This window comes from Bacillus sp. SM2101 (assembly GCF_018588585.1).
Taxonomy (GTDB): Bacteria; Bacillota; Bacilli; order Bacillales; family SM2101; genus Nanhaiella; species Nanhaiella sioensis.
In genome coordinates this window covers 16,873-43,441 of the sequence record NZ_JAEUFG010000002.1, presented here as the reverse complement: position 1 = coordinate 43,441, position 26,569 = coordinate 16,873, and the positions used below count along the sequence as shown (strand labels likewise).

22 protein-coding genes are annotated in these 26,569 nt (G+C 36.0%); 15 read left to right on the top strand and 7 right to left on the bottom strand.

Annotation, left to right across the window (positions count from 1 at the left end):
- Positions 1-487: 487 nt before the first annotated feature.
- Complete coding sequence (locus tag JM172_RS02440; RefSeq protein WP_214480712.1) at positions 488-2,152, top strand: L-lactate permease; 1,665 nt, start codon at positions 488-490, stop codon at positions 2,150-2,152.
- Between the two features lie 281 nt (positions 2,153-2,433).
- Positions 2,434-2,766, top strand: coding sequence for a YfhH family protein (locus tag JM172_RS02435; RefSeq protein WP_214480495.1), 333 nt, complete (start codon positions 2,434-2,436; stop codon positions 2,764-2,766).
- Positions 2,767-2,809: 43 nt separating this feature from the next.
- Here the strand turns inward: JM172_RS02435 and JM172_RS02430 are convergent, their stop codons facing one another.
- The 3 genes from JM172_RS02430 to JM172_RS02420 form a co-directional block, all read right to left on the bottom strand.
- Positions 2,810-2,971 (bottom strand): YpzG family protein, encoded by a 162-nt coding sequence (locus tag JM172_RS02430; RefSeq protein ID WP_214480494.1) that lies wholly within the window; start codon positions 2,969-2,971, stop codon positions 2,810-2,812.
- 37 nt (positions 2,972-3,008) lie between these two features.
- Positions 3,009-3,173 carry a small, acid-soluble spore protein K gene (locus JM172_RS02425; RefSeq protein WP_214480493.1) on the bottom strand — a complete coding sequence of 55 codons (165 nt, stop codon included), beginning with the start codon at positions 3,171-3,173 and terminating at the stop codon, positions 3,009-3,011.
- A 214-nt stretch (positions 3,174-3,387) separates the two neighbouring features.
- The gene (locus JM172_RS02420) at positions 3,388-4,365 is read right to left on the bottom strand and encodes a metal-dependent hydrolase (RefSeq protein WP_214480492.1); all 978 of its coding nucleotides are present in this window, start codon (positions 4,363-4,365) and stop codon (positions 3,388-3,390) included.
- Positions 4,366-4,507: 142 nt separating this feature from the next.
- On the opposite strand from JM172_RS02420, the gene JM172_RS02415 reads away from it, so the two are divergent.
- Both JM172_RS02415 and mutY read left to right on the top strand, forming a co-directional pair.
- Positions 4,508-4,801 (top strand): hypothetical protein, encoded by a 294-nt coding sequence (locus JM172_RS02415; protein WP_214480491.1) that lies wholly within the window; start codon positions 4,508-4,510, stop codon positions 4,799-4,801.
- Between the two features lie 41 nt (positions 4,802-4,842).
- Positions 4,843-5,937: an A/G-specific adenine glycosylase gene (gene mutY, locus JM172_RS02410; RefSeq protein ID WP_214480490.1), complete on the top strand. Its 1,095-nt coding sequence runs from the start codon at positions 4,843-4,845 to the stop codon at positions 5,935-5,937.
- Positions 5,938-5,962: 25 nt separating this feature from the next.
- On the opposite strand, the gene JM172_RS02405 is transcribed toward mutY, so the two are convergent.
- Positions 5,963-6,139, bottom strand: a complete 177-nt coding sequence (locus JM172_RS02405) for a hypothetical protein (protein WP_214480489.1) — start codon at positions 6,137-6,139, stop codon at positions 5,963-5,965.
- Positions 6,140-6,293: 154 nt separating this feature from the next.
- Here JM172_RS02405 and fabL point away from each other — a divergent pair, with 154 nt between their 5' ends.
- The 9 genes from fabL (at position 6,294) to nikC (ending at position 16,243) form a co-directional block, all read left to right on the top strand.
- Positions 6,294-7,043, top strand: a complete 750-nt coding sequence (gene fabL / locus JM172_RS02400; RefSeq protein ID WP_214480488.1) for an enoyl-[acyl-carrier-protein] reductase FabL — start codon at positions 6,294-6,296, stop codon at positions 7,041-7,043.
- A 76-nt stretch (positions 7,044-7,119) separates the two neighbouring features.
- Complete coding sequence (locus tag JM172_RS02395; RefSeq protein ID WP_214480487.1) at positions 7,120-7,326, top strand: gamma-type small acid-soluble spore protein; 207 nt, start codon at positions 7,120-7,122, stop codon at positions 7,324-7,326.
- Positions 7,327-7,685: 359 nt separating this feature from the next.
- Positions 7,686-8,216: a nucleoside tri-diphosphate phosphatase gene (ntdP, locus tag JM172_RS02390; protein WP_214480486.1), complete on the top strand. Its 531-nt coding sequence runs from the start codon at positions 7,686-7,688 to the stop codon at positions 8,214-8,216.
- Between the two features lie 264 nt (positions 8,217-8,480).
- Positions 8,481-10,241 (top strand): ABC transporter ATP-binding protein, encoded by a 1,761-nt coding sequence (locus JM172_RS02385; RefSeq protein WP_214480485.1) that lies wholly within the window; start codon positions 8,481-8,483, stop codon positions 10,239-10,241.
- A gap of 335 nt (positions 10,242-10,576) precedes the next feature.
- Positions 10,577-11,593 carry an ABC transporter ATP-binding protein gene (locus JM172_RS02380; protein ID WP_214480484.1) on the top strand — a complete coding sequence of 339 codons (1,017 nt, stop codon included), beginning with the start codon at positions 10,577-10,579 and terminating at the stop codon, positions 11,591-11,593.
- Complete coding sequence (locus JM172_RS02375) at positions 11,568-12,536, top strand: ABC transporter ATP-binding protein (protein WP_214480483.1); 969 nt, start codon at positions 11,568-11,570, stop codon at positions 12,534-12,536. Before JM172_RS02380 ends, JM172_RS02375 begins: the two co-directional genes overlap by 26 nt.
- 51 nt (positions 12,537-12,587) lie before the next feature.
- Positions 12,588-14,240 carry an ABC transporter substrate-binding protein gene (locus JM172_RS02370; protein ID WP_214480482.1) on the top strand — a complete coding sequence of 551 codons (1,653 nt, stop codon included), beginning with the start codon at positions 12,588-12,590 and terminating at the stop codon, positions 14,238-14,240.
- 80 nt (positions 14,241-14,320) lie between these two features.
- Positions 14,321-15,331, top strand: coding sequence for an ABC transporter permease (locus tag JM172_RS02365; RefSeq protein WP_214480481.1), 1,011 nt, complete (start codon positions 14,321-14,323; stop codon positions 15,329-15,331).
- 12 nt (positions 15,332-15,343) lie between these two features.
- On the top strand, positions 15,344-16,243 hold the full coding sequence (gene nikC / locus JM172_RS02360) for a nickel transporter permease (RefSeq protein ID WP_214480480.1): 900 nt from the start codon (positions 15,344-15,346) through the stop codon (positions 16,241-16,243).
- A 152-nt stretch (positions 16,244-16,395) separates the two neighbouring features.
- Here nikC and JM172_RS02355 read toward each other — a convergent pair whose 3' ends face one another.
- The 3 genes from JM172_RS02355 to JM172_RS02345 form a co-directional block, all read right to left on the bottom strand.
- Positions 16,396-17,481, bottom strand: coding sequence for an FUSC family protein (locus JM172_RS02355; protein ID WP_214480479.1), 1,086 nt, complete (start codon positions 17,479-17,481; stop codon positions 16,396-16,398).
- Positions 17,482-17,852: 371 nt separating this feature from the next.
- Positions 17,853-22,325 carry a glutamate synthase-related protein gene (locus JM172_RS02350; protein ID WP_214480478.1) on the bottom strand — a complete coding sequence of 1,491 codons (4,473 nt, stop codon included), beginning with the start codon at positions 22,323-22,325 and terminating at the stop codon, positions 17,853-17,855.
- A 496-nt stretch (positions 22,326-22,821) separates the two neighbouring features.
- Positions 22,822-24,117, bottom strand: a complete 1,296-nt coding sequence (locus JM172_RS02345) for a glutamate-1-semialdehyde 2,1-aminomutase (RefSeq protein WP_214480477.1) — start codon at positions 24,115-24,117, stop codon at positions 22,822-22,824.
- Positions 24,118-24,770: 653 nt separating this feature from the next.
- On the opposite strand from JM172_RS02345, the gene JM172_RS02340 reads away from it, so the two are divergent.
- Both JM172_RS02340 and JM172_RS02335 read left to right on the top strand, forming a co-directional pair.
- Complete coding sequence (locus tag JM172_RS02340; protein ID WP_214480476.1) at positions 24,771-25,784, top strand: ABC transporter ATP-binding protein; 1,014 nt, start codon at positions 24,771-24,773, stop codon at positions 25,782-25,784.
- Positions 25,777-26,568 carry an ABC transporter permease gene (locus JM172_RS02335; RefSeq protein WP_214480475.1) on the top strand — a complete coding sequence of 264 codons (792 nt, stop codon included), beginning with the start codon at positions 25,777-25,779 and terminating at the stop codon, positions 26,566-26,568. Before JM172_RS02340 ends, JM172_RS02335 begins: the two co-directional genes overlap by 8 nt.
- Position 26,569 lies beyond the last annotated feature (1 nt).

Sequence of the window (26,569 nt, the reverse complement as noted above, 5' to 3'; positions counted from 1 at the left end):
GTTTATAAATCGTTATGGTTCAAAATTTTATTGATATTTTACCACAACTATGCTTAAACTAATAAATATTGTGAAAATATCCTTTGAATGAAAATTACTTTATGAATTCGTTAAGAATACTTTTTATCAAGAAAACGCTTTACATAAACTATAATCAAATACGTTCACAAATAAGCCATAAAAGATTGTGAAACACAGCACATAGTTCGAGTATAATGATCTGTGTGTTTAGATTAGATGATCTAATTTTGTAGTTATTACTTCAGGCAGTTACTGCCGTCTTATTTAAAATGAATAAGCACTGTCCCATTTGCTTTACACTTTTATGACAAACGTTACGATTTGTTACTTTTGCCTACAGAGAATGTAGGCTTGTTTAAGTATTGTTTAGAAGTATGTACTTTTCTAAATGGCTCTTTTCGTAGTACTAAAACCGACAATCGATGAGGAAACAGCTTTCTTAATAAATGAAAAAGGTGATATCGATATGAATTTTTTAGAAATTATTACGGCTTCATCCCCTATATTAGCAGTTTTTATTTTCTTAGTCATTTTAAGACTACCTGCAACAAAGGCAATGCCGATTAGTTTAGTTCTAACAGGCATTATGGCGTTACTCTTTTGGAAGATGCCTTTTGTTCAAGTTGCAGCTGCGACAATTGAAGGTTGGATTATAACTATTTCAATTTTGTGGATTGTATTCGGTGCAATTTTATTGCTTAATACGTTAACAAATAGTGGTGCAATGGATTCAATTCGTAATGGATTCTTAGGAATTACACAAGACAGACGTGTACAAGTCATTATTATAGCATGGTTATTTGGTTCGTTTATTGAAGGAGCTGCTGGCTTTGGAACGCCTGCTGCCATTGGGGCACCTTTACTAGTTGCATTAGGTTTTCCTCCTTTAGCCGCAGTTGTTTTAGCACTCATTGCAGATAGTAGTGCTGTATCGTTTGGTGCAGTTGGTACACCAGTGATTGTTGGAGTCAATCAAGGTCTTCAGCAAGGTTCCTCAGTTGCACCTCAAGTGGTCGAATCACTTGGTACTGATTCATTAGGAGTATATCTACAAAATGTTGCTAAACAAGCTGTTTCAATGGACATTCTTATTGGGACATTTATTCCTTTAATACTCGTTGTCATTTTAACGCGCTTTTTCGGTGAAAACCGTTCTTGGAAGGAAGGCTTACAAGTATGGAAATTTGCTTTGTTTGCAGGGTTAAGCTTTACTGTACCTGCCTTTATCGTCGCCACCTTCCTTGGGCCAGAGTTCCCATCAATTATCGGTGGACTTGTTGGTCTAGCTATCGTTATACCTGCCGCTAAAAAAGGTTTCCTTTTACCAACAAAGCATTGGGACTTTGGTGACAATGAACAGCAACATGAAATTAATGAACATATAAAGACAGAAGATGAAGGTAAACAATCACTTTCTATACTAATGGCATGGATTCCTTATTTGTTAGTAGCGTTGTTACTCGTTCTTACACGTATTGATGTGCTGCCATTTAAAGATATGCTCCGTTCAGTAAAGGTTGGTATGGGTAATATTCTTGGCACAAACATAAGTAATTCATTCGAGCCGTTATATTTACCAGGAACTGTGTTTCTCGTAGTCGTATTAATAACGGTGTTTCTTCACCGTATGTCAGCAACAGCAGTTAAACAATCCTTTGTTACTTCAGCAAAAACGCTAGTAGGAAGTGCGATCGCACTAGGTACAGCTTTGCCTATGGTTCGGATTTTCATAAACTCGGGAGAAAATAGTGCGGATTTATTAAGTATGCCAATGGAGTTAGCTCTAATGGTTTCAAATGCTGTTGGTAATGCTTGGCCTCTTGTTGCACCAATTATTGGGGCACTAGGTTCATTTATATCAGGTAGTGCTACGTTTAGTAATATGATGTTCTCGTTATTCCAATTTAGTGTTGCTGATCAAATTGGTGTAAGTAATCAATTAGTATTGTCACAACAAGTATTAGGGGCAAATGCGGGTAACATGGTTTGTGTACTGAATGTAGTTGCTGCTGCATCTGTTGTAGGGCTCTTAGGTAAAGAGGGCCAAATTATCCGTTTTACGATTATTCCGATGTTATTTTATGCCATAACAGCAGGTATCATAGGTTTAATTATTTCATTTATTGTTTAAATCATGCTTTGTATCTTAATAAAAATGCATTATACTATTAATAGATTATTATCACATTGATTGTTGTAATTTTATACAAAGGAGTAACACTATTGGCTTCTTTTTTCCTTTTATAAGATGACAATCGCATAGCTATTTCTATTTAAATAACAATATCAATAAAAATTAGATCAAAGTCATTAATAATTATGAATATGGATAGATGGGTAATCAGGTGGGGGAGCTACTTCACCTGATTATCATTTCCCATTCATTAATACGATAACGGAGTGTAGCTACACATGGTTGAGAAACGTTTTAGTGAAATGTCTGAGTTTGAACTTAAGAGTGAAATTGGATCCCTATCGGAAAAAGCACGTAAAGCGGAACAACTTGGCATGGTTAATGAATTTGCTGTACTAGAGCGAAAAGCTGTTATAGCAAAGGCTTACTTATTAAATCCTGAAGATTTTCTGCCTGGTGAAGTATATGAATTAGAAGGCGATGTAGGGGTTCATTTTGTAGTGAAATATTTAAATGGTATATTCGCTTGGGGGAATCGAACTGGTCAAGAAGATATTGAGGAAGGTATTCCGATTTCAATGCTAGGGAAAAAAGTGAAGGATACAAAGTAAGAGAGGGTATACCCCTCTCTTGTTTTGTCTTCACATCAAATTATTAACTGCGCTTTCTCGTTTGATTTTCTAATATGATTAAGTTTTGTGCTTGCTGTGTTTCACCATTCACTTGAGCGTGAGCATGTTTAGGGTTAGCACCTGGCTGTTGATACGGGTTAGAATAACGGTTATCAAAAAAACGTTTTTTAGTATGCTTAGCCACTATCACACCTCCAAGGTTAAGGTAAAGTAATGCTTATTCAATAAGAGTTTTGCCTTTGACCTGAAGCCCTCATTCTTTCTTGAGGGTGAGTATTAATCGTTCCATTTGCTCGTTTAGATGCATACTCAGCTTTCGCACGTGGTTCTCCTTCGAACTTTTGGTTGTTTTGATTTGGAAATCCTGTCGTTTTATTTCTTACCAAATCTCTCCGCCTCCTAAGTGTAGATGTGTTCAGGAACACATTATTAGTATGAGAAGATACACGGGGCATATGTATGTGTAGAAATGGGAATTTGCGGATAAACAAATAATAGACGGTTATCTTTTTTCTACTAATTCCGACAACAGCTTGGGGAAGGGTCAGATGTGACAACTTTTTTTGAAAGTGTGTAGTCTGACCCTTTTAGAAGTCTAGCTTAGTATGTCATCATGTTTAATTTTTTTCTAAGCTTTTGATCACTAAATACCCATCCTGTATATGAGCTTATTATATTTAAGTCTAAATCAAGCTGAACAACTGCGACGAATGGGTAATGTCCTTTGCTACGATAGCGTAAATCAATAAATTTCACTTCATAATAATCATCAAATTCATTGATTACCCAACGATAAATGGGCGAGAATGATAAAAATGCTGATAAGTTTTCATCTTTTTTAGCAGCATCAATGATCGGTGAATTAGGAACAGGTTGCTTTTCATATTTATCATGTAAAATAATATCATCATCCATAGCTCTTGCTACATAAAAGTTATTTTTTGTAGCTATAGCCAAATGCCATTGATTAAATTTAAAGGTAGGAGATATGGTTATACTTTCGACATCTTTATGATGTTTTAAAATTGATTTAGTAATTTGTCGCTGTTTAACTAGTCGTATCACATAGTAGATAGCAATTATCATATACATTGTCAAAAAAGTATAACCTGGATATGCACCTAGCTTCCATACAAAAATACCAAGAATATGCATAATGAAAATAAAAGGGTCGAAGGTATTTATTACGCCTAGAGCAACCCATTTTTTTGTAAAAGGTCGCAGAGCTTGTGTCCCATAAGCATTAAAAATGTCGACAAAAACATGGAGGATTACAGCTAGAAACGTCCAAATCCATATATGTAGCACATTCCCACTAGGAAATATAAAATATAAAACGAAAGTGATCAACAAAGGCCATAGTAATACCGCAGGAATAGAATGTGTAATACCTCGGTGATTTCGAATGTATTTTGCATTGTTAAATTTCAATATTGTATCTAGATCTGGTGCAAGTGAGCCAACAATAGCTCCTATCATGATGCCTTGTGCAGTTATTGAATCAGCTCCTGCTATCGGATCAAGTGTTGCTAAACCACCGATAGCAATACCCATAACTATATGTGTTCCAGTATCCAATCTTGATCCTCCTTAATGGAATATTATATGGCATTTGAGCGTTTTTGGAGAACAGAAGAACATATCAATACAAACATATTGGGTTTTGCTCTATTCTTATTTAATGTAACCAAATACCAAGATTTCTAAAGGGGTTTTTTTAATGGAAGAAAGCTTAAAGATGTTTATTGAGTATCCTATAAATGATCTCCATATTTATCAATATGAACAAGTTATGGAAGATGTGTTATTCTTTCTAACAGAATTTGAAGCAGCAAAGATTGAATGGTATAGAACTTCTAGCGGTTATATTGAATCATTTTATCTTCCTACAAGATCTCATTATTTTGCACTTCGAAAGGTTCGTAAGCAAAAAAATCATTCTATTTTTGGTCAATTTGAGAACTTTGTCGATGGTGGATTAAAAAACATACACAGTTGGGCTATTGTTAGCTAGGTATCAATTTCATCTTAAGTGTAACATCTAGGAGGTATATCGTGAAATATTATGACAATATTTTAGAAAACTTTAACATTGAACAATTTCAAGATGATCTACTTTATTGGTTTGCAAAGGAACAGCGTCAGTTACCTTGGAGAAAGGATCAAAATCCTTATAAAGTATGGGTATCGGAAATCATGTTACAACAAACGAGAGTTGACACTGTAATCCCATATTTTAAACGATTTATTGATAAGTTTCCTACGATTGAAGTGCTAGCAGAAGCGAATGAAGATGAAGTGTTAAAAGCTTGGGAAGGACTTGGCTATTATTCACGAGTACGTAACCTACATACTGCAGTAAAAGAAGTGAATGAGAAATATAATGGCGTCGTTCCAAATAAACCTGAAGAAATATCAAAGCTAAAGGGGATAGGACCATATACGAAAGGTGCTATATTAAGTATCGCCTATGGTATACCAGAGCCTGCAGTAGATGGAAATGTAATGCGGGTATTATCAAGGATTTTGTCTATTTGGGAGGATATAGCTAAAACTAGCACGAGAAAAATATTTGAAGAAATAATTAGAGATTTGATCTCAAAGGAGAATCCATCACACTTCAATCAAGCTTTAATGGAGCTAGGAGCATTGATTTGTGTACCAGGAAAGCCAGCTTGTTTATTATGTCCAGTTCGGGAGCATTGTCAAGCAACAGCTGAAGGTGTACAAAGTGACCTTCCAGTTAAAAGCAAAAAGAAACCACCTAAACGTAAATCGATGGTAGCGGTTGTGTTAACAACGAAGGATGGCAAAATATTGATTCATAAACGTCCGAAAACGGGTCTTTTGGCTAACTTATGGGAATTTCCAAATTGTGAGCTGTTTACAGACTTAGGGACAGCAAAAGAACAAATAAAAGCCTTTGTTGAGAGTGAGTATAAGGTGAATTGTAAAATAGGTAGTCAAATAACAACTATTGAACATGTTTTCACACATCTTATATGGAACATTACTGTATATCAAGGAGAGATCATTGAGAATGTGGATAAGACACTAGATTGTGAAATTGTAACAAATGAAGAAATGGAGAAATACGCTTTTCCTGTTTCACATCAACGTATATATGAACAATTTAAAATGTTAAGGTAAGCTTCTACTATTCGAGTTAAGAATGTTATACTCCTCCTCTTGACTCGATCTCTTCAATAATCTCTCTATGGATTGTTTGACCTTCCACATTTAAATATGGTGTTATTTGCTGTAGCGAATGATGAAAAAAAGACAATTCTTCGTTCTTCCATTTGTTTTTTGCCATCATTGATAACTCTGTTAGATCACGACCTGTATACATGTTATTCACCCCTTTTTTCCGCGTTATTTCTCCCTTTGTTATTTTTACTTTTCTTATAATTAATTATACTGAATTCTAGAAGTTGTTCATCTGAATCAATGATGTGATAAAATATTCATCAGAATGTGAATGAAGGAAAAGGAGCTTGATTTAATTGGCAGAAAAAGTAGCACTCGTTACAGGAAGCAGTAAAGGGATTGGCAAGTCGATTGCACTTGAGCTAGCGCAAAAAGGATATCATATTGTAATTAATTATAACCGAAGCAAAAGTGCTGCTCTCGAAGTAGCAAAGGAGATAGAATCTCTAGGCAGAAAAGCATTGCTTATAAAGGCTAATGTAGGGAGTATTGAAAAAATAAATGACATGTTCAGTGCGATTGATGACACATTTGGCAGGCTTGATATATTCGTAAATAATGCTGCATCAGGTGTGCAACGTCCTGTCATGGAGCTAAAAGAGTCTCATTGGGATTGGACAATGGATATTAATAGTAAAGCATTATTATTTTGTGCTCAACAAGCCGCCAACCTGATGGAGAAAAATGGCGGTGGAAAAATTGTTAGCATTAGCTCATTAGGGTCAATAAGATATTTGGAGAATTATACAGCAGTTGGAGTGTCGAAAGCTGCTTTAGAGGCTTTAACACGATACTTAGCTGTTGAATTATCTTCTAAAAACATTATAGTCAATGCAGTTTCAGGTGGGGCTGTTGACACTGATGCACTAAAGCATTTTCCTAACAGAAACGACATGTTAGAGGATGCCCGTAAACATACACCAGCTGGTCGAATGGTAGAAGTAGAAGATATTGTGAAAACAGTATTATTTTTAGTGTCTGATGATGCACAGATGATACGTGGCCAAACGATTATAGTTGATGGAGGAAGATCATTGCTCGTTTAGAATATGAAAAATATCATTTTTTTTGGATAGTCCTTTCACCTTCTGGTTACATTATATGTCGTGGAGGTGATTAATAGTGGCAAAAAACCAAAATCAACAGCCTAACAAAACAGCTTCTGGAACGAATATTCAACAGGTAAAGCAACAAAACGCGCAAGCTGGACAGTACGGAACAGAATTTGCGGGTGAAACGAATGCTCAAGAAGTGAAACAACAAAATCAACAAGCAGAAGCGCAAAAAAATCAAAATAACCAAAATAACCAAAATAACCAACAATACTAAGAATCACCAACAGGCACTTCTTATTCACGCATAAGAAGTGCCTTTTTAATCGAATAGCTTTTAATATCAAAAAAGAATAAATCATATTTCTATAAACTCATGCGTCCCTTATGGGTAAATTTGCTATTCACTCAAAAAGGAATGTGAAATTTAGCATATTACACCCTGCTCCTATCCATAGAATTTGGACTTATTATGAGAGGAATTGACAGTATGAGAGCTTTTATTAAGTTCAATTGTTTTAAATTCTCAATTGAACCGTTATAATAAGAGAAACAGGAAATAATTCTTTGGTAACATTTTGAAAAAAATTTAGGTTCAATAGTTTCCAAAGCGTCCAATGAAAGTAGGGGAGAAAGATGGGTTTTCCCATGGAAGGAGACAAAATACAAATACATAGCTACAAACATGATGGACATATTCATCGAATTTGGGAAGAAACCACAGTTTTAAAAGGGACGAAAAACTTGGTTATAGGTGGAAATGATCGGACGATGGTTATTGAATCTGATGGTCGAACATGGATAACGAGAGAACCAGCAATTTGCTACTTCCACGCCAAACATTGGTTTAATGTGATAGGTATGCTAAGGGAAGATGGGGTATATTTCTATTGCAATATTAGCTCTCCTTTTGTATGGGATAAGGAAGCTATAAAATACATTGATTATGATCTGGATATAAAAGTATTCCCAGATATGACGTATGTACTTTTAGATGAGGATGAATATGAGCAACACCGCAATCAAATGAACTACCCTGAAGTAATTGATCGCATTTTGAAAATGAATGTTGAACAATTAGTTCATTGGATTCGACAAAGAAAAGGTCCTTTTTCGCCTGATTTTATAGACATGTGGTATGAGCGTTTTTTAACATTTCGGGGATAATTCTTACATAAAAGTTCTCATTTGTATCATACCTCTTTACGTAAACTTTATGGCTATGATAACTAAATGAGAACACCAAAAAATGAGTTTTTCAGTTGGTATCGTTTTTAGACAAGAAATGCACGAACATTTGAATTATTTGTATTTATTCCTTGATAAGATAGAACAGCTTTATTAAATGTACGATAGTGAGGTCAAGTTGAGTAATCTTCACTTGATCATTTTTATGTAGCTTAGACAAGTTCACCATTTTGAGGTGTTTATTTGAATAATATTACGAGATATTTACGGTTTGTCAAACCGTATAAATGGCATGTAATAGGAACGGTTTTAATTGGCATTATTAAATTTTCTATACCTTTAATTATTCCGCTGTTATTAAAATACGTAATAGATGATGTTATAGGTAATCCAAATTTAACAACAGACTCTAAAACTGAAAAGTTAATGACGATTATGGGGATTATGTTCATTATTTTTGTACTTGTTCGTCCCCCGGTTGAATATTTTCGTCAATATTTCGCCCAATGGACAGCTAGTAAAGTATTATTTGATATTCGTAGCAACCTCTATCAACATATGCAAAAACTAGGGCTTTCATATTATGCGAACACTCGAGCTGGCGAAGTAATTTCACGAGTGATTAATGATGTGGAGCAAACAAAATCCTTTGTTATTACCGGCTTAATGAATTTATGGCTCGATATGGGAACCATAGTTATAGCCATTATTATAATGTTTACAATGGATGTGAAGCTAACGCTTGTTTCTATCATTTTACTGCCACTATTTGCGGTATCTGTCAAATTCTTTTTTGGGCGTCTTCGTTCATTAACACGACAACGTTCACAAGCATTGGCTCAAGTTCAAGGACATTTACATGAACGTGTTCAAGGAATGCCAGTAATCAAAAGTTTTGCAATTGAGGATTATGAACAAAAGCAATTTGATCATCATAATAATCATTTTTTAACAAAGGCATTACAACATACAAGTTGGAATGCAAAGGCATTTTCTATAGTGAATACAATTACAGATATATCACCACTTATTGTAATTAGCTATGCAGGTTATGGAGTCATTCAAGGAAGTCTTTCAGTCGGAACGATGATTGCGTTTGTTGGGTATATAGATCGTTTATATAATCCGTTAAGGAGATTAGTTAATTCGTCAACGACTCTTACTCAAGCATTTGCCTCTATGGACCGTGTATTTGAGTTTATGGATGAGAAATACGATATTACCGACCGCCGAGATGCAATAGAATGTAAAGATGTGAAAGGGGAAGTAGCTTTTTCTTCTGTCTCTTTTAAATATAGTGAAAGTGAAGCTCCTGTCATTAATCAATTTTCTTTACATGTCAATAGAGGTGAGACGGTTGCATTTGTAGGGATGAGTGGTGGTGGAAAATCGACTCTTGTAAGTCTACTTCCACGCTTTTATGATATAACATCAGGCTCAATTAAATTAGATGGTGTAGATATTCGTGATTACAAGGTTCGTTCATTAAGAAATCATATTGGGATGGTATTGCAGGATAGTATTTTATTTAGTGAATCTGTGAAAATGAATATATTATTAGGGAAGCCAGATGCTACTGATGAAGAGGTGATTGCAGCAGCAAAAGCAGCAAATGCCCACGAGTTTATTTTAAATTTATCTGAAGGTTATGATACAAAAGTAGGTGAACGCGGAGTTAAGCTATCAGGGGGACAAAAGCAAAGAGTTGCAATCGCACGTGTCTTCCTAAAAAATCCGCCACTACTAGTGTTAGACGAAGCAACTTCTGCATTAGATTTGGAGAGTGAGCACCTTATACAAGAGGCGTTAGAACAACTTGCGAAGGAAAGAACGACGTTTATCGTTGCTCACCGTTTGTCGACTATTACTCATGCAGATAAAATAGTTGTTATTGAACATGGTCAAATTGTTGAGGTAGGTACTCATCATGAATTAATGAACAAAAAAGGTAGCTACTATCAATTGTTTACTGTACAACAGCTTGATCAAGAAGAAATGGCATAGGACACACGTTGTTCTATGTTTTTTTGTTGTCTACTTCAGTGCCTGTTAATTATAGTTTATTCATTCTCATTTAGGAAAAAAGTAACAAAGTACCGATGATTGTAGGGTGATGAAAGAGTTATAAGGCATACTCTTATGTAATAAAGAATGTGAAATGGACAAAAAAGTATAATAATGCTTCTCAACTTTATCTCGTTAAAGGGGAAGATGAAAGTGAAACATTCGGAAAATTTAGTATTGTAATAATATAAAATGAATGGCATAATGATACATATATTTATTTTAACTAGTATAATAATTTTGAATTAATAATATGTTTTGAGAGGGGTATTTTTTTGCGAAAACGTCCAATTCTCGAAGTGAAAGGGTTAAGAACGTCCTTTTTTACTGATAGTGGAGAAATTCCTGCAGTTGACGACATAGATTTTCACCTTCAAGAGGGAGAAATGTTAGGAATAGTCGGTGAATCCGGCTGTGGAAAAAGTGTTACCTCTCTATCGATAATGGGGTTGATTCCAAAACCTCCGGGGAAAATAGTTGCAGGTGAAATTTTATATAATGATGAAGACTTAACAAAGTCTTCGGAAAAAAGAATGCGTGATATTAGAGGAAATGATATAGCGATGATTTTTCAAGAGCCAATGACCTCGCTTAATCCACTATTCACGATAGGGCAGCAATTAGTAGAAGCATTACGAATACATACTGACTTAGATAGAAAAAAAGCACGGCAGCGTGCTATTGAAATATTAAATTTAGTAGGTCTCCCACGGGCTGAAGAATTAATAAATGACTATCCTCATCAGTTATCTGGTGGTATGAGGCAGAGGGTAATGATAGCAATGGCGATGCTATGTGATCCAAAAATTCTTATAGCTGATGAGCCTACAACTGCACTTGATGTTACGATTCAAGCACAAATTTTGCGACTGATGAAAGAGTTAAATAAAAAAATGAATACTGCGGTCATGTTAATCACCCACGATTTGGGCGTGGTTGCGGAAGTTTGTGAACGGGTTGTTGTTATGTATGCAGGTAAGATTGTAGAAGAAGGCGACGTTAAAACAATTTTCAAAAATCCTAAACATCCATATACTGTTGGATTAATCAAATCTGTTCCTGATATTCGTCATAAAGCAGAACGTCTTTATTCAATACCCGGGAATGTACCTAAACCAGGCTCTATTAATCAAGGCTGTCGTTTTGCTGAACGATGCTCTCATGCAATGGAACGTTGCTTCACAGAAACACCTCCACTCTATCAATCAGATGAAATTGGGCACCGAGTACGTTGCTTTTTACATGATGAAAAGGAGGTAGACAGCTATGACAGAACAGTTACTACAAGTTAAAGAATTAACGAAGCACTTTCCGATTAATGGAGGAGTGTTAAATAAAAAAATAGGTGAAGTGAAAGCTGTTGACGGTGTATCTTTTTACGTTAAAAAGGGAGAGACCTTAGGTTTAGTTGGTGAAAGTGGTTGTGGGAAATCGACAACTGGTAGAACGATACTTCGACTATTAGAACCGACTGAAGGCCAAGTGTTATTTGAGAATAAGGACATCACACGCCTTTCAAAAAAAGACTTAAGAAAAATAAGGCGCGACATGCAAATGGTATTTCAAGATCCATTTGCATCGCTAAATCCACGTCATACTGTGGAAAAAATACTAGAAGAACCACTGATTGTTCACGGTATCGGAACGAAAGAGGAACGGAAAAAAAGAGTACAAGAAATGCTTGAAGTAGTTGGACTAAGCAGCTATCATGCAAAGCGCTATCCACATCAATTTAGTGGAGGTCAACGTCAAAGAATTGGTATTGCGAGAGCACTAATGACAAAACCAAAGCTTATCATTGCTGATGAGCCAGTATCTGCACTTGATGTATCTATTCAATCGCAAGTACTTAATCTTCTTGAAGATTTACAAAAGGAGTTTGACTTAACATATTTATTTATTGCCCATGATCTAGGTGTTGTCAGGCATATTAGCGATCGTGTTGGTGTAATGTATCTCGGTAGATTAGTAGAGTTAGCAGATAGTGAAGAACTTTACAATAATACGCTACACCCTTACACGAAAGCTTTACTATCTGCTGTGCCAATACCTGACCCTGATTTCCAAATGGAAACAGAGGTGTTGTCAGGTGATATACCGAGTCCATCAAATCCTCCTAAAGGATGTGCTTTTCACACGAGGTGTAGTGAATGCATGGATATTTGTAAGTCAAAAAGACCTGAATTAAAGGAAGTTGAAACGGGTCATTATGTTGCTTGCCATTTATTTGAATAGTGAGCAGTATTGATGATAAATAACAATTATTACAAGGGGGAAAAGTGGGGAATGAAGAGAAAAAATCTATTTATGACATTCATATTTATACTTATGCTGTCACTTGTCGTTGCTGCCTGTGGTAAATCAGAAGATACGAGCTCAGGTGAAGATGTAGAAGAGACAGAGCAAGAGCAAACAGAAGAAGAAGCTACAGAGCCTGAAGAGGAAGCAAAGCCAAAAGAGCTTGTCTTCGGACGTGGTGGTGACTCAGTAGACTTAGATCCTGCAATCGTTACAGATGGAGAATCTATGAAGGTTGCAAAAAATATTTATGATACGTTAGTAGAATATGGTGATCAAGATACAACTATTCACAAATCATTAGCTGAAGATTGGGAGATATCTGATGATGGTTTAGTTTATACGTTTAAGTTACAACAAGGTGTTAAATTCCATGATGGTACTGATTTTAATGCTGATGCTGTTGTATATAACTTTGAACGCTGGGCAAATGGAAGCAAAGATTCATTCTACTACTACGGCTCAATGTTCGGTGGCTTCGCAGGTGAAGAAGGTCACGTCATTAGTGAAGTAGTAGCTGAAGACGAATATACAGTGAAATTTACATTAACTGTACCACAGTCACCATTCTTGAAGAACTTAGCAATGACACCATTTAGTATTGCAAGTCCTTCAGCAATTGAAGAGTTTGGTGACAACTTCACAGAAAACCCTGTAGGTACAGGTCCATTTGTCTTTAAAGAATGGAAGCGTGATGAGCGTATCGTTCTTGAAAAAAATACAGATTATTGGTTAGCGAACTACCCATTATTAGATAAAGTTACATTCCTGGCAATTCCTGATAATGCTGCAAGATTTAATGCATTACAAAGCGGTGAAATTGATTTAATGGACGGAATAAATCCTTCAGATGTGGACTTAGCTGCAAATAATGGAGATTTACAAGTGTTTGAACGTCCTTCAATGAACGTTGGCTACTTAGGTTTAACGAGTACGAGAGGACCATTACAAGAGAAACTCGTTCGACAAGCATTAAATCATGCTGTTGATAAAGAAGCATTGATTGGAGCATTTTATGCTGGCCAAGCAGAACCAGCGAAAAACCCAATGCCTCCTAGTATTTCAGGTTATAATGATGACATTGAAGATTATCCATACGATTTAGACAGAGCTAAAGAATTACTTGCAGAAGCAGGATACCCTGATGGCTTTGAAATGGAATTATGGGCAATGCCAGTACCAAGACCATATATGCCAGAAGGACAAAAGGTTGCTGAAGTATTACAAGCAGAATTTGCAAAAATTGGTGTGAAAGCTGAGATTGTTACTTTTGATTGGGGTACTTATTTAGATAAAGCTCGTTTAGGGGAAGCAGATACATTCTTATTAGGATGGACTGGTGATAACGGAGATGCTGATAACTTCTTAAATGTATTATTAAGTGGAGGTAGCATCGGAAGTAATAACTATTCATACTACGATAATGCTGAAGTAAATGAGCTGTTAAAAGAGGCACAAACGACAGCTGATGAAGATACTCGAAATGACTTATATAAACAAGCACAAGAAATTATTAAAGATGACGCACCTTGGATTCCACTCGTTCATTCTAAACCTATGTTAGCAGGTAAAGAAAATATTACTGGGTTTTTACCACACCCAACTGGATCTGATAAACTAACGAAGGTTGATTTTAAATAACGACTATTGGAAGGAGAGTGTAAAAGCTCTCCTTTCTTATCTATTTGTATTGATTAGTTTGTAAGAAAGAGGTGAACATATTGCTATCATATACCATTCGCCGTATATTGATGCTCATACCCGTTTTGTTAGGTATGTCGCTAATTGTCTTTGTAATGCTACGTGCGATTCCAGGCGACCCTGCTCAAATTATATTAGGTCAGCTTGCGACGAAGGAAGCGATTGAAGCACTAACGATAAAGCTTGGTTTAGATCAACCATGGTATATTCAATATTTTTCTTATTTAGGTAATTTGTTAACTGGCGACTTAGGGGAATCAATTACGACGAGTCAACCAATTAATGAGGAAATATGGCCTTATCTTGCAGCAACTATTGAACTTTCATTTGCTGCGATGCTTATTGCTATTATTCTTGGTGTTAATGCTGGAATTATTAGTGCTTGGTTTCAAAATTCTTGGTTTGACTATATTGCGATGTTATTAGCCTTAATAGGCATTTCGATGCCAATATTTTGGCTTGGGTTAATGGAGCAATGGGTGTTTGCAGTGCAATTAGAATGGCTACCGACAACTGGGAGAGAATCAGTTCGTGACCCAGTTGAACCTATAACGCACTTATTTATAGTAGATACATTACTACAAGGTAGAACTGATCAATTTGTAGATGTTATTAAGCATCTTGTAATGCCAAGCTTGGCACTAGCAACGATACCGATGGCAATTATTGCTCGGATCACACGATCAAGTATGTTGGAAGTTATGCGCTCTGATTATGTTCGTACAGCGCGAGCAAAGGGAGTACGAATGTTTTGGGTCGTTTATAAACATTCCTTGAAAAATGCTGTTATCCCAGTTTTAACAATTATTGGTTTGCAAACAGGACTGTTATTAGGTGGAGCCATTTTAACAGAGACGATTTTTAGCTGGCCTGGTATCGGAAGATACATAGTTGATGCAATTTTTGCTCGGGACTATCCTGTTGTTCAATCTGGAATGTTAATTGTTGCTACTATCTTTGTGCTGATTAATTTAATTATTGATCTTTTATATTCAGCTATAGATCCACGCATTAAGTATGACACAAAGTAACAGGAGGGGAAAATGGCGGAACTTGCGAGGGAGAAATCCCCTTTAAAACAAACAGATACGAAAGAAGATATATCATCTCCATGGAGAGATGCATGGAAAAACTTTAAGAAAAATAAACTTGCGGTAGTCGGTATGTTTATCATTTTATTCTTTGTTATTGTGGCATTAATCGCACCTTACATCGCACCGTATGATTATGCTGAACAAAACATTGTTAACCGTTTGCAGCCACCATCTAGTGAGCATTGGTTAGGTACTGATGACTTTGGCAGAGATATATTTTCCCGAATTATTTTTGGAGCTAGAATCTCTTTAACTGTAGGTTTCTTTGCTGTATTAGGTTCTGTTGTAGTTGGTACATTACTAGGTGTTATCGCTGGATACTATGGTCGTTGGGTAGATGTTATTATTTCAAGAATATTTGACATTATGCTTGCTTTTCCAAGTATGCTACTCGCGATTGGAATCGTTGCTGTATTAGGTCCATCACTTAGGAATGCATTAATTGCAATTGCGGTCATCAATATACCTATATTTGGCCGATTAATTCGCTCAAAAGTACTTAGTGTAAAACAGGAAGAGTATATCGTAGCTTCAAAGGCTATTGGCATGAGTGACTCGAGAATACTATTACATCATATTTTGCCAAATAGTATGGCTCCAATTATCGTTCAAGGAACACTTGCTGTTGCCACAGCAATTATTGAAGCAGCAGCACTAGGGTTTTTAGGGCTAGGTGCACAACCTCCTGAACCAGAATGGGGGAAAATGCTTGCAGATTCAAAAAATTATTTAATACAAGCCCCATGGACGATGATATTCCCTGGACTTGCCATTATGCTTACTGTATTAGGGTTCAATTTAATGGGCGATGGTCTTCGGGACGCTTTAGATCCAAAAATGAAAACGTAAAAACAGCTAACCTCATTTGTTAGCTGTTTTTTATTAATAAGGGATGATTACTAAAGGTAAGGTCGTAAAGAAAGTAGCCAAGGAGGTAATAAGGCAATTTTCCGGTCAACTAGTATATGCTTCCGATACACCCCAGTTGTTTTGCACAGTTCTTACATATCTTCTTTATTAGCAATTTGAAATTCATTCTCATCCTTATGATATTGTTGGAAACTATCAATGAGATGATCAAGGTGCAGTAGTTGTTCATAATAGTCAATAATTACACCAATTAAAGGTAACACTTGATAATGATTTAAATGATCATTAATATTTTGTGCATTGAAATCTTTAATAAATGATTGTAACAGAAAATATCTTCCGTTGTGTGCTTCCTTTTTTGCATCCTCAGTTGGTTGACTCTTTATTTTTCCGATAAATTTTAATAGAATCTGTTCATGAAAACCTAATAAGCAATCGAGTTCAGATATAATCATAGATTGGAATTCTTTTGGCATATGGCGTAACTCATTTTCTAGTCGGTGTAATAGCTTTAATGTGTCAAGCGACCGATTTGTTACGATAATCATTTGCCTAAATAGTACAAGTTTCCTTGTTTTTACATATTTATGTTTTCTCAAGTAGATTCTTTCTTCTTTATATAATAAATACATTTGATCAAGTTTTATCATATTATCTTTTAATTTATTTATATCGTTTTTTAAGAACCCATGTTCAGAGGCATTTCTTGTACTCATTCGGATCCATTTTATAATTTCATTAGTATTTTCAACTATATTATAGTAAAGCTTTGTTTCATATTTAGGTGGTAAAAAAATTAAATTTACGAAAAAAGCTGATAGTATTCCTAGCATAATTGTCGAAAATCGTATGAATGAAAATTGAATAAAGTTGTCAGTTGGACTTGCCATAATAGCGATAACTGTAACCAATGATATAGAAATTGTTTTTTCTAGGTTAAGCTTTAAATTAATAGCAATTACGATAATGGCAGTTAATCCAATAATAAAAGGGTCGTTACCAAAAATCAGTACGAAGATCACAGCAATAATTGCCCCTATAATATTTGCTTGAGCTTGTTCAATGATAGATAAATATGACCGATATATTGAAGGCTGTATTGCAAAAACAGCTGAAATCCCAGCAAACACAGGGGAAGGCAGGTTCAACATATGAGCCAAAAATAATGCAAGAGCTATTGCAATTCCCGTTTTTAACATTCGGGCACCGAGTTTCATTTTTTAAAATGTCCTTTCATTTAGGCTAAGTAAAAAAATAACGTACAACAGATTTCTAATAATCTATACTTGTTTTTACTAAGCCTAGCAAAATGTAAATAATAATGTACTATACAATGATTATGATTTATTGGCAAGAGATAGAATGTGTCAATCGATTTTAATTATTTGTAAAGGTGAACATTAGTATAGTGAGAAAAGGTGGGTAAACATTGTATAAGTTTGTGTTTCTCTGTTATACAAAAATGTACCCTATAAGGAGACTTTTTTAAAGTGTCTACTCTATAGGGTACATTTTAAAGAATGCGGGGCTTAAATTAGGTTTTGAAAACTTGTTTTTACTTAATGAATTCCAGAACTAAATGATTTTATTATTCAGTTGATACTGAAGGGTCAGCTTGTTCTTTTGATGGAATCAATTGTAAAAAGTTATTTTCAAGATCTTCAAGTAATACATTTAATTCCTGTATTTCATCAGACTGATCTGTTTCACTAAGTGCTTCAATATATTTGTTAAGTAGCTCTTTGACATCGTCAATGCCTTTACTACTTAATGGTTCTATAGAAACTTTGGCGCCTTTTGCAATTCTTTTCATAATAGCTTCTTTCGTAAGGCCCATTTCAGGCTGATGTCTTAAATAAACTACTCCACCGGTCATACCTGCACAAATCCAAGGGCCTGGATCACCTAAGACGAGTCCGCGACCGTTAGTCATATATTCAAAAGCAAATCCTTTAATATTTGCATGAACACCTATATTGCCATGTTCTTTATCTGAAATAGGCGTTGTTACTTTTCCGCCAATGATCATATCTGCACCAGATAAACGAATTCCTGCACGAGCATCCGCATTACCTTGGGCAATGAGTAAGCCTTTTTGTGCTCCATAACCGAAGCCCTTTCCAACAGCACCATTATAGTATTTTCCATCTTTTCCTTTAGATTTTAGGATTGAGATATTACCACCAAAGGAAGTTTTTCCAATGCCGTCCTGTGCGCCACCATCAACTTGGATATTAATACCGCTGCTGTTATATGCACCTAAACCATTTCCAGGGATGGATCCGTTTTTATATTTTAATGTTACATCTGGAAGTTGTTCATATGAGCCATCGAGACGTCCACGTACACGGTGACATGACACGCGACTTCCAAGAATGCGTTGTTCTGCCGTTACGGTCGTAAATTCTCGAGAACGATGTAAGTCTTCTACTTTGTCATCTAAATACTCTGCACCTACAGCTGTAGCTAATTGCTTTTCTGCTTTTTCAACTGTTGTATCTCGATAAGAAAATTGTTCAACATCAAGTGTTGATAATAAGCGTGATAGGTCCATTGCATCAATCCCGTGAACCTGTTCAAGTAAATCAGATCTACCTACAATATCTTGTAAATTAGTCATGCCTAATGAAGCGGTTAGAGCTTTCAGTTCCTTGCCAAAAGCAGTAAATAAATTTTCAAGTCCTTGTACTGCAGCATCAAATTGTCTAGGAACGAATCTGCGGAGTCCATGCTCTTTCGCCTGAGCTTCTGATTCGATTTGCGTCGCAATTCCAACGTGACAAGAATCTAGATGACATCCTCTACATGTCGTACATCCAATCGCAATCATAGATAGGGTTCCAAAACCAATTCTGTTTGCGCCGAGTAGCATTATTTTCAAACAGTCTTTTGCGCTCTTTATACCACCGTCAGCCCAAAGTTCAACTTTGTTTCGTAAACCAGCTTCTAATAATGCGTTATGTGCGGCCTTTACACCAATCTCTACAGGAAGGCCTACGTGTTGTAAAGCATGAATTCTTGCAGCACCCGTACCACCATCAAAACCGCTAAGTGTTATAATATCTGCTCCAGCCTTTGCTATGCCAACTGCAATCGTTCCGATATTAGGGACAACAGGTACTTTCACTATAACTTTTGCTTGGTCATTAGCGGTTTTCAGTTCTGAAATCATTTGTGCTAAATCTTCAATAGAATATATATCATGATTATTAGACGGCGATATTAAATCAGAACCAATCGTCGCGTTTCGTGCTTCTGCAATTTTGGCAGTTACTTTTGATCCAGGAAGATGTCCACCTTCACCAGGCTTAGCACCTTGACCTATCTTAATTTCTAATAAATTCGATGAGTTTAACAGCTCAGCGTTTACTCCAAATCGTCCAGATGCTACTTGCTGCCCACGAGTATGAGGGTATTTTCCAAGCATATCTTTAATTTCTCCACCCTCACCATTAAGGCTGACCATATTTAAACGATTGGCTGCTTCTGCGTATGCTCTAAAAGCAATTTCATTTTGTGATCCGAATGACATTGATGCGATGACAAATGGTAGATCATGATTTGCTACACTAATGTCAACTTTTTCAGCAGGTACTTGTTTTTCCGTCTGCTTCAATTCTGTTAAATGACGTATTGTCGTTGGGTTAGCTCCTTCTTGTTCAGAAAGTTTTTCTCGGTATAAATCATATGAACCTGTCTTTGCAACATCGCTAATGGCTTTCCATAAACGTGGGAACAAATGAAAAGTTTTTCCAGGACGCGCGCTTTCGTTTTCAAAATCTTGTGCTCTTGTAATTGCATCATTTTTAAGAGATGCAAAATTATGTTTCAATTCGTTTGATCCGAAAAAGTTTACAACGTTTAATGTACTTGCCACTTCATCATGTAATCCAATCGCTGAGAAGAGCCTGCCATATCCACGGAGCTCGTGTATGCCGATCGTAGATATTACCTTTTCTAAACCTTTATTTAATGAATTAAATAGGTTTTGGGTTTTCATAGTTGTGTCATCAGCAACAGTAGCAAATAATAAATACGGACTAATAACATTAGCTCCAAGTCCATAAGCTACTATAATATCATGTAATGATCGGATCGCCCCAGAGCGTAATAGTACAGAACAATGTCGTCGTAATTGTTTCTTAACTAAAGCTTGATCAATTGCAGAAGTAATGAGCAAAGGATCAATCCATAATTTCCCGTCACTATGTGCTTGTGCATCGTCGATAATAATGATAGCTTTTCCGTTATTTACAGCTTCACATGCCTCTTCTACAAGACGATTTAACGCGGTTGGAATCGTTTCATGTTCCTCATAAATTGCTGGTATAAAATGGGTAAGTTTATGATTGCTGAATGTTTGCACTAATTGATCGTAAGATGGTTGACTTAGGTCATTAGCACATGTATTTCCAATGCCACCTTCTAAAAGAATTGGAGATATAAGTTCAACAGCATAACTATCCTCGCTGTTATCAAATAGAGATGGCCTTTTGCCGACAATGGTTCTAGTTGAAAAATGTTCAGTTTCTCTATCACGATCTATTGCTGGGTTTGTTACAACAGCGACACTTTCCTTAATAAAATCTGCAATATTTTTTCTAGAGCTATTAATTGCTGCAAGAGGTGCATCGTGGCCTAGAGAACGAATCGGTTCCGCTCCTTTTTCCGCCATTTGTTCAAGCAGTTGAATATGCTCTCTATCCCAACCAAATGCAGCATATTGACGGTTATGAACTTTAGTTTCGTTAGAGATCATTACTTGTTTTTCGTACGATGGATAAGTTAAACGTTCTCTATAGTTTGTAATGTCGCATCTACTATTAAATCTATTGTATACCTCTTCTTGGTACTTATCATATTCATATAGTTTTATATAATTGTCTTCTCCCCATTTTAAGCCGACTTTTTCACCCGGAGAAAGTGGTTTCGGTTCAGCAACAAATTCACTTGCAGGAATGATGCCCTGTTCAGAAGCAAAAAGATAACTAGTTTCAGTTTCTACTTGCCATAATGGGCGTAATCCTAGTGAATCGACACTAAAAACAGCTTCGTCATTATATCTAGAAATAATTCCCGCAGGCCCCTGAGCGAAATGTCCCCAAGCTTCTCGAATGTAAGTATACAAATCTTGAAGATGGTTAGGGAATGTTTTTATTTCATTAATAATTGGTGGAAATAACACATCTACTGCCTCAAACAAACTATAGCCATCTCTAGCTATGAATGTTTCTATTGTACGATTTAAATCTTGTGAATCGCTCCCACCATCCGTTAAAGGAACCCCAATCATTGTTGCTTCATCACGAAGTTTAGCAATTGTATTAATTTCTCCGTTATGCCCTAATACACTAAAAGGTTGTACTCTAAAAAAGTTGGACAGTGTATTCGTTGAATAACGGTTATGACCTAATGTCATAGTAGACGCCACTAATGGATTGGCTAAATCATCGTAGTATTTTGGTAAAATATCTCCAGCACCCATGACTTTATAAACAGCATGGTAATTACTTAGTGATGCAACATGAACATTTTCATCTTGCTCAATGTTAACTGTTAAGTCAAAAAGAGTATTACCTAAGTTATTATTTGCGTCTTCTGGTAATAAGGCTATTTGCCAAAAGATCGGATCTTGTTGTGAGGCGATAGGGCCTAAGGCTTTAGATGAAGTAACTTGATCTGATTCAAATACAATTGTCAATTCATGTTCTTGGAAGAGATGTTTAATGCTATCTTTTATTTTTTGCGTGTTATCAGATTTAGTAATGAAAAGATGACCAACGATGAAATCATGTCGACTAGCGAGTTGTGGATCTTGATTTATTTTTGTTAACTTTTCTTCCCAAAGAGCTTTTGGAATATCTATATGAATTCCAACACCATCACCTTCACCGTTAATAAATCCAGCACGGTGGTTCATAGTAACGAGAGCATTAATACATGTGTCGATATTGGCTTTTGTAGGGATTTTTTCCTTTTCAATAGCTGATACAATTCCACAAGCATCATGCTCAGCGTGTTGATAATCTTCGAATAAGCTTGGGCTCCAGTTGTTTTTCATACAAGCGGCTTTGAAGTAGGATATGGTATGTTAAAGTTAATTTTGATCACAGTTGTACCCACTTTCTAGCCGTTCACCTCCTATTTAGAATGATCTATAAAACATATTGGATAAGGTTACGAGGAATCAAATTTGGGTGAATCGTCTTAAGCAATGAGTTAGTGTTGGGTAATGAGGACAGACACTACTTACTACACCTGTTAAGAAGCTCTCACCTGTGGAAGTGAGGTCTTTACCTCTAGATCGAACAATTCAATTAAAAGTATATAAGAATACTAATATTTGAAGGGAAAATTACAGAATTTAAAACCTATTCTAACATGTTCTGTAGGAAAAATCAATTATTTATTCATAATTGTTTATACAATATACATAATACTGAATAGTCAATCAATTTTACATAAAACAACAACATTGATTTGTAAGCGTTTTCATGTGTGTGTTTCAAACAAACACTATCATTTACTATAAAATAGTGTTTGTTTGAAATGTATAATTATGCATTTTTCAATTGTTTAAATGCAGTCTCCACAGCCTTTATTGTCGTACGAATGTCTTCTTCTGTATGAGCTATTGTAATGAACCATGCTTCATACTTGGAAGGAGCAAGGTTTATGCCTTGAGCAAGCATAAGCTTGAAAAATTTAGCAAAAGTATCGCCGTTTGTCTTTTCAGCTTGTTCATAGTTTTCAATGGTTTCGTTCGTAAAATAAACAGTTAGGGCACCTTTAAGTCGGTTTATAGATATAGGTATTTCATAGGCTTTTGCGTGAGTCAAAATACTCTCTTCTAACATCGCTCCCAAGTTATCTAGCTTTTCATATACATTGTTTTGTTGTAATACTTCTAGGCAGGCAATGCCAGATAAAATTGATGCGGGGTTCCCAGCCATTGTTCCCGCTTGATACGCTGGACCGAGTGGTGCAACTTGCTCCATAATTTCAGCTCTGCCACCGTATGCTCCAATAGGCAAGCCTCCCCCGATAATTTTACCTAATGCAGTTAAATCTGGTTTTACGTTTAGTAAGTCTTGAGCACCTCCGTACATGAATCGAAATGCTGTAATAACTTCATCATAAATGACAAGACTTCCAGCTGCATGTGTTAACTCATTCACTTGTTGTAAAAAGCCAGGTTTAGGTTCTACTATTCCAAAATTCCCTACTATTGGCTCTACTAGTACTGCTGCTATTTGATCTCCCCATTTTTGAAGTGCTTCTTTAAATGGTTCTATGTCATTAAATGGTACAGTAATGACTTCTTGAGCTATACTTTTTGGAACACCTGCAGAATCTGGTGTTCCTAGTGTAGACGGTCCAGAACCTGCAGCGACGAGAACTAGATCAGAATGACCATGATAGCAGCCTGCGAATTTTATAATTTTATCACGTTTTGTATAAGCACGTGCTACTCTAATGGTGGTCATCACTGCCTCGGTCCCAGAATTAACGAATCGAACTTTCTCTAATGATGGCATAGCTTCTTTTAGCATCTTTGCAAAAGTAATTTCATGTCGTGTCGGCGTTCCATACAATACGCCATTTTCTGCAGCTGTTTTTATTGCTTCAGTAATATGTGGATGGGCATGACCTGTAATAATGGGACCGTATGCAGCTAAGTAGTCAATATATTTATTACCATCAACATCCCAAAAGTAGGCTCCATTCGCCTTCTCCATAGTTACAGGTGATCCTCCCCCCACGGCTTTGTAAGAACGAGAAGGACTATTCACACCCCCAAGAATGTGTTGTAAAGCTTCATTATGTAATTGTTTAGATTTAGTAAAATTCATAACTAACCTCCATAATAGTTAAAATATACTCGCGTTATGCTTTTCAATTGGTTAAGATTCAGTTCAGTGCATGATTCTTCGGTTCATCATGATCATTCATTCCAGGAAAAATACACCTTCATTTTTTATGGATCGCTTGCTTATCGAAGGTGAACAAAGCGCTTCCGCTTTTATATTTGTCCAGCTTCAGCGCCAATCCCCTCGAGGTCACTTCACCATTTCATTTGAAGGCAAAAAGCGCCTTCGAATGAAATGCTTCCAGTGCTTGTCGGGGATGAACGATGCGCTTCCGCTTTTATATTTGTCCAGCTCCGCCTCCTAGCCTCTCGAGTCGTTTCACCTTTTCATCAGAAGACAAAAAGCGTCTTCAGTTGAAAAGCTTCCAACGCTAGTCGAGGCTGAACAGTCGGCTCCGCTTTTATATTTGTCCAGCTCCGCCTCCTAGCCTCTCGAGTCGTTTCACCTTTTCATCAGAAGACAAAAAGCGTCTTCAGTTGAAAAGCTTCCAACGCTAGTCGAGGCTGAACAGTCGGCTCCACTTTTATTTATTATACTATCAAAATATATTTTTGGTATGCTGTATGCTTTGTATTTGTTTCATTCACAATATTTATATAAACTAGTTTTTATCGTGTGTAGTTGGAGGGAAAAAAATGAAGAATGTAATAGAAGTAGATAGACTGAACAAAGAATTTAAGTCTTTCTCAAGTCGAGCTGGGTTAAAGGGAGCGTTTCGAGATTTATTTACTCGAAATTATAAGTTAATCCATGCTGTTGATGATATATCGTTAACGATTAAAGAAGGAGAAATGGTAGGTTACATTGGAGAGAATGGTGCTGGTAAATCAACAACGATTAAAATGCTTACAGGTATTTTAACTCCATCGTCTGGAAGTGTTCGCGTGAATGGGATGAACCCTCATAAAGATCGTGAAAAATTCGTAAGAACAATCGGGGTAGTGTTTGGTCAGCGGTCACAATTATGGTGGGATATTGCGGTACAAGAATCATTTAGGTTATTAAAAAAAATATATCAAGTGTCTGATGAAGACTATAACAATCATATGGGACACGTTATTGAAACGTTAGATATTGGACCTTTGTTGGATAAGCCTGTGCGAAAGTTGTCTTTAGGTCAACGTATGCGCTGTGAACTAGCTGCAGCTCTTATCCATAACCCGCCGTTATTATTTTTAGATGAGCCTACAATTGGTTTAGATGTGTTAGTAAAGCTTAAAATTAGGAAATTCTTAAAAGAAATAAATGAAAAATATAAAACAACAATATTATTAACGACACATGATTTATCGGATATTGAAGCATTATGTGAGCGTGTTGTCATGCTTGATGAAGGGAAAATAATATATGATGGTTCATTACAAGCACTTCGATCAAATTGGGGTGATGGTAAACAAATACAGTTTCAATTTACGAAGGAAGTAAATGAAGCTGAATTATTGTCACATACTGGTGATCTAGATGTTAAGTGGCAAAATCACGAAAGAATGAATGTTTGGATTGCGAATGTCAGAGATGAAGAAATAATCATTTCAGAGCTCATTCGAAGAATTGTGGCAGTATACCAAATTAAAGATATTAATATTAATGAGGTTGCTACTGAAGAAATTATAAGAAATATATACGAAGAAGGCGTTGTTAATGGATAAATACATAGAAATGATTAGAATACGCTTCTTAATGATGCTGGCTTATAGAACAAACTATTACAGTGGGATTTTAATTTACAGTATAAATATAGGTGCATACTACTTCTTATGGACAGCAATCTATGGTGATAAGGGCGAGTTACAAGGATTGTCTGTTATACAAATGACTACGTATGTAGCGGTAGCTTGGATGGCTAGAGCTTTTTATTTTAATAATATTGACCGAGAGATTGCGATGGAGATCCGTGAAGGAAAGGTAGCGATAGAACTCATACGTCCATACAACTATTTAGGTATGAAGACGATGCAGGGATTAGGAGAAGGTTTATTTCGTTTGTTGTTTTTTTCTTTACCGGGTATGTTTATTGTAGGATTAATTTTTCCTTTTAATTTTTCTACTAGTGTATCAACATGGCTTTATTTTATTATTGCAATTGTTTTAAGCTTCATTATAAATACTCAAATAAACCTAATTACCGGAATTATGACGTTCTTTTTATTTAATAACGATGGCTTAATCCGTGCAAAAAGAGTAGTGATTGACCTTTTTTCAGGACTACTGCTACCTATTAGCTTTTATCCATTGTGGGCACAAGAAGTTATGATGTTCTTTCCGTTTCAGGCAATTAGCTATATTCCGAGTATGATATTTACTGAAGGATTCAAAGGAAATGACATCATTGAAGCACTTATGTTCCAACTTATATGGGCAATCGTATTAGTCATACCTATTAAGCTTTTATGGAATAGTGCTAAAAAGCAGCTCATCATTCAAGGAGGATAAA

Coding starts and splice junctions, on each gene's coding strand:
- JM172_RS02440 (WP_214480712.1), top strand. CDS start 488: ATGAATTTTTTAGAAATTATTACGGCTTCATCCCCTATATTAGCAGTT.
- JM172_RS02435 (WP_214480495.1), top strand. CDS start 2,434: ATGGTTGAGAAACGTTTTAGTGAAATGTCTGAGTTTGAACTTAAGAGT.
- JM172_RS02415 (WP_214480491.1), top strand. CDS start 4,508: ATGGAAGAAAGCTTAAAGATGTTTATTGAGTATCCTATAAATGATCTC.
- JM172_RS02405 (WP_214480489.1), bottom strand. CDS start 6,139: ATGTATACAGGTCGTGATCTAACAGAGTTATCAATGATGGCAAAAAAC.
- ntdP (WP_214480486.1), top strand. CDS start 7,686: ATGGGTTTTCCCATGGAAGGAGACAAAATACAAATACATAGCTACAAA.
- JM172_RS02375 (WP_214480483.1), top strand. CDS start 11,568: ATGACAGAACAGTTACTACAAGTTAAAGAATTAACGAAGCACTTTCCG.
- JM172_RS02370 (WP_214480482.1), top strand. CDS start 12,588: ATGAAGAGAAAAAATCTATTTATGACATTCATATTTATACTTATGCTG.
- nikC (WP_214480480.1), top strand. CDS start 15,344: ATGGCGGAACTTGCGAGGGAGAAATCCCCTTTAAAACAAACAGATACG.
- JM172_RS02355 (WP_214480479.1), bottom strand. CDS start 17,481: ATGAAACTCGGTGCCCGAATGTTAAAAACGGGAATTGCAATAGCTCTT.
- JM172_RS02350 (WP_214480478.1), bottom strand. CDS start 22,325: ATGAAAAACAACTGGAGCCCAAGCTTATTCGAAGATTATCAACACGCT.
- JM172_RS02345 (WP_214480477.1), bottom strand. CDS start 24,117: ATGAATTTTACTAAATCTAAACAATTACATAATGAAGCTTTACAACAC.
- JM172_RS02340 (WP_214480476.1), top strand. CDS start 24,771: ATGAAGAATGTAATAGAAGTAGATAGACTGAACAAAGAATTTAAGTCT.
- JM172_RS02335 (WP_214480475.1), top strand. CDS start 25,777: ATGGATAAATACATAGAAATGATTAGAATACGCTTCTTAATGATGCTG.